The following is a 3,419-nucleotide window of genomic DNA, read 5'->3' as shown; positions in this document are numbered from 1 at the left end:
CGCCTCACCGGCGCCTCGCGGTACGTGTCCCTCCGTCGCTCCGGGGCCGGCGTCAGCAGGTGCGCGGCAGACACGGGAGCCCGGCGCGTCACAGGCGGACCGGAAACCACCCCTGACCAGCAAAAAGGACCCTCCCGAAGGAGGGTCCCGATCCTGCGCCCCCGGCAGGACTCGAACCTGCGGCCAAGTGCTTAGAAGGCACCTGCTCTATCCACTGAGCTACGGGGGCCGGTGGTGGCCTGGTGGCCGGGGTGTCCCGGTGGGACGCCCGTGGCCGTGCCGGGGTCAAGGATAGGGCTCAGATCCCCTTGGCCCGGTTGCTTCACCTCCGTGGCACGATGTGGAGGTTCGGTGAAGCGGAACGATAATCGCAGGCAGGTGCGATTCGTGCAGCGCTTTTCGCGCCTCTCGGCTCGGGTGTTGTGCACTCGTTATGCCTGAGGCCCGCTCGTCCCTCCCGTTCCTTTCGTCCGCCGCTCCGCGATATCGGCGCGCAGGGGGCGCTATACGCTTCAAAAAGGCTCCAAAATTGGGCATTCTTCGCATGTGGTGACCATGGAAGAACGGCCTCAGCTGATCGACGCACTCTCCGCGCTGCGCGACCGAGTCGCCGCTGTGCGTCTTCCCCTCCCCCTTCCCGGTGCGCCACGGGCCAGGCAGACCCGAGCCGAGCTCCTCGCTCAGCTCGACGACTATCTGGTGCCTCGGCTCAAAGATCCCGACGCCCCCCTTCTCGCCGTCGTCGGCGGCTCCACCGGAGCCGGCAAGTCCACGCTCGTCAACTCCCTTGTGGGACGCCGCGTCAGCGAGGCCGGGGTGCTCCGGCCCACCACCCGCACGCCCGTCCTCGTCTGCCACCCCGACGACCACCACTGGTTCGCCGGCATGCGCGTGCTGCCGCAGCTCACCCGGGTCTGGCTGCCGCAGCGTGCCGACGACTTCGCCGACCACAGCGCGGAGGAGACCGCCGACGACGACGTGCTGCGCGTCGAGACCGCCTCCTCGCTGCCCCGCGGCCTCGCCCTCCTCGACGCCCCCGACATCGACTCGCTCGTCGTCGAGAACCGCGTCCTCGCCGCCGAGTTGATCTGCGCCGCCGACGTCTGGGTCATGGTCACCACCGCCTCCCGGTACGCCGACGCCGTCCCCTGGCACCTGCTCCGCACCGCCAAGGAGTACGACGCCACCCTCGTCACCGTCCTCGACCGCGTCCCGCACCAGGTCATCGGCGAGGTCTCCCGGCAGTACGAGGCGCTCCTGGTCAAGGCCGGGCTCGGCGAGGTGCCCCGGTTCACCATCCCCGAACTCCCCGAGTCCGCCGGCGGCGGCACCGGACTGCTCCCCGACACCGCCGTCGCCCCGCTGCGCGGCTGGCTCGCGCACCGCGCCCAGGACCCCGCCGCCCGCCAGCAGGCCGTCGGCCGCACCGCCGCCGGCGTCATCGACTCCCTCGACACCCGCATGCCCGAACTCGCCGCGGCCGTCGCCGCCCAGTACGCCGCCGCCGTCCGGCTCGGCGGCGCCGTCGAGGCCGCGTACGAGGACCAGGGCGAGCGGGTGCGCGAGCGGCTGGCCCGCGGGGCCGTGCTCGCCGGCGACGCCCGCACCCGCTGGCGCGGCTACCCCCGCGACAGCTCCGCCGAGGAACTCCTCGACTCCCTCGCCGAATCGCTCGGCGCGCTGTTCCAGTGCGCGGTCGCCGCCGCCGACGAACGGGTCCGGGACGCCTGGCGGCGCGAGCCCGCGGCCGGCGCGATCGGCGGCCGCGGCGCGGTGGACCGCGAGTCCGGCGAGCGCATCGGCATCGCCGTACGGCGCTGGCGGCGCGAACTGGAGGAGCTCGCCGAGGAGGAGCTGCGCGGCCTCGAACGCAGCTCCGCCCCCGACGCCGAGACCGTCGCCGCGCTGCTCGCCGCCGCTCTGCTCGGCGGCCGGCGCACCCGCAGCGCGGGCGACCGGCTCGCCGAACTCCTCGGTGCACAGGGCGCGTTGCGGCTCCGCGACCGGGGCGGCGAGCTGGTCGCCGAGTACCTCGACCGGGTCCTGCACACCGAACGAGACCGCCGCCTCGCCCCCCTCGACGCCCTCGACGTGACCCCGGAGCCGCAGGCCGCGCTGATCGCCGCGCTGTCCGTACTGAAGAAGGAGAAGGTGAGCCGGTGAGCACGGTGGACGACCGCTGGGACGACGGACTGATTGCGCGGCGGGCGGACCGGCCGAGGCCGGGCGAGGACGGTTCCGCGCGCGGGGGCGGGGCAGGCGATCCGGCCGGCGGCGACGCCGCGGGCGCCGTGGATGCCGTGGACGCCTTGGTCGATGCCGCGGTGGACGCGGTGGGGGACGGCGCCGTAAACGCGTTGGCGGACGTCGCCGTGGACGCTCCCGAGGACGGCGAGCGCCGCGATCCGCATCTGCCCGTCGGCGGCGCGTACGGCGGCGGCCTGCGGGTCCGCCTGGACGCCCTGCACGAGCTGGTCGGCCTCTCCCGGGCCCGCCTGGAGACGGACACACTGGCCGAGGCCGGGCGGGTGCTGGACGAGGCCACCGCCCGCCAGCGGCTGTCGTCCCGGCACACCGTCGTCGCCATCGCCGGGGCCACCGGCAGCGGCAAGTCGACGCTGTTCAACGCCCTCGCGGGGGTGCCCGTCTCAGAGACCGGGCTGCGCCGGCCGACGACCTCCGCGCCGATCGCGCTCAGCTGGTCCGAGGGGGCCGCCGGGCTGCTCGACCGGCTCGCCATTCCGCCCCGGCTGCGGCGCAGACCCCTCGCGGGCGGCGCCGAGGAGCTGTCCGGGCTGGTGCTCGTCGACCTGCCCGACCACGACTCGGCACTGGTCCGCCACCGGGAGCAGGTGGACCGGGTGCTGGCACTGGTGGACGCGGTGATCTGGGTCGTCGACCCGGAGAAATACGCGGACGCAGCCCTGCACGAGCGGTATCTGCGGCCGCTCGCCGGGCATGCGGAGATCACCTTCGTGGTGCTCAACCAGGTGGACCGGCTGCCGGGCGAGGCCGCCGACCAGGTGCTCGACGATCTGCGCCGCCTCCTGGACGAGGACGGTATGGCGCTCGGCGAACACGGCGAACCCGGCGCAACCGTGCTCCCGGTCTCCGCGCTGACCGGCGAAGGCGTCGGGGAACTGCGGGAGATGATCGGGACGTTCGTACAGGAGCGCACTGCCCCGGCGCGGCGCCTGTCCGCCGATGTGGAGGCCGCCGCGGCCAAACTGCGTGCGGTGTACGTGGCCGACGGCAGGACCGGACTGAGCGAACGCTCCCGCGAGGACTTCGCCGCCCGGCTCGCCGAGGCGATCGGTGCGAAGGCCGCCGGTGAGACGGCGGAGCGCGAGTGGCGCAGGAACGCCGGGCGGGCGTGCGGGACGCCCTGGCTGCGGCTGTGGCGCTGGTACGAGGGCACG

At 74.2% G+C, this 3,419-nt stretch carries 2 protein-coding genes and 1 tRNA gene; 2 read left to right on the top strand and 1 reads right to left on the bottom strand.

The genetic code is table 11. From position 1 onward, the window contains the following. Positions 1 to 156: 156 nt before the first annotated feature. Positions 157 to 229, bottom strand: a tRNA-Arg gene (locus VIU94_RS06605). Between the two features lie 326 nt (positions 230 to 555). Here VIU94_RS06605 and VIU94_RS06600 point away from each other — a divergent pair. Beyond that, a complete protein-coding gene (locus VIU94_RS06600; protein WP_331908537.1) occupies positions 556 to 2,163 on the top strand; it encodes a dynamin family protein in 1,608 nt (535 codons plus the stop codon). A 209-nt stretch (positions 2,164 to 2,372) separates the two neighbouring features. Beyond that, the coding region (locus VIU94_RS06595; RefSeq protein WP_414720899.1) for a YfjP family GTPase at positions 2,373 to 3,419 on the top strand (1,047 nt) is incomplete at its 3' end.

It is taken from the genome of Streptomyces sp. (assembly GCF_036566765.1).
GTDB lineage: Bacteria > Actinomycetota > Actinomycetes > Streptomycetales > Streptomycetaceae > Streptomyces.
This window is presented reverse-complemented; position numbering and strand designations above follow the sequence as displayed.

Coding starts and splice junctions, on each gene's coding strand:
- VIU94_RS06600 (WP_331908537.1), top strand. CDS start 556: ATGGAAGAACGGCCTCAGCTGATCGACGCACTCTCCGCGCTGCGCGAC.